The following is a 670-nucleotide window of genomic DNA, read 5'->3' as shown; positions in this document are numbered from 1 at the left end:
TGCAACAGTAATACTTTTGTTACTATCATCATTTTTAATGGTTGGAGACGTGTCTAACAGGCTGAATTTTAACGGAGGATACAAATAGTTTTTTCGAACATATTTTACTGTTGAATCAATCAAGGCATATGGCGTTAGATAGCCCACTAAATCGCGATTATTTCGGCCAACAGATGCATAGTTTGAATAAAATACTATTGCAATTAGAAATATTACACCGACACTGCCGCTAAGTAATTTTATCCGTGCGAGCAATTCCCCGACAAAAGAACTATAGGTCAATTGAACGTTGGCAATAAGAAGTGAAGGTATTACTCCAAAAAATAGAAAGAACAATATTGCGGAGAAGTTAAAATAAGAAAATGCTTCAGCCGTATCCGTTTCAACTGTATTTTGGATCATGCCATAATCAAAAACTATACCGTATGTCACAGTGCTATAAAAAAGAACAGACGACAATAAAACCAATAAGATGAGTAGTGGTTTTGTTATCCATCGAAAGGATAAAAAGCATTGAACGAAAATAGACAATGCCAATAAAAAAACAGGGACAGACAGTAAGAAAAAAAGATTGTAAGATTCAAGGGCTGTAACCACTGTCGTTATTTTACTTAAAAATGGGAAATTCAAAACTAAAGTGATGTATACGCAGGTATAAATCACTAATTGA

The 670-nt window shown here is 33.9% G+C and carries 1 protein-coding gene; it reads right to left on the bottom strand.

From position 1 onward, the window contains the following. Positions 1 to 670 (bottom strand): DUF1705 domain-containing protein (locus tag P20439_RS09675; RefSeq protein ID WP_036933499.1); only part of this gene is annotated, 670 nt, incomplete at both ends.

Source organism: Pseudoalteromonas sp. BSi20439, assembly GCF_000241165.1.
In the GTDB taxonomy this organism is placed as follows: domain Bacteria; phylum Pseudomonadota; class Gammaproteobacteria; order Enterobacterales; family Alteromonadaceae; genus Pseudoalteromonas.
This window is presented reverse-complemented; position numbering and strand designations above follow the sequence as displayed.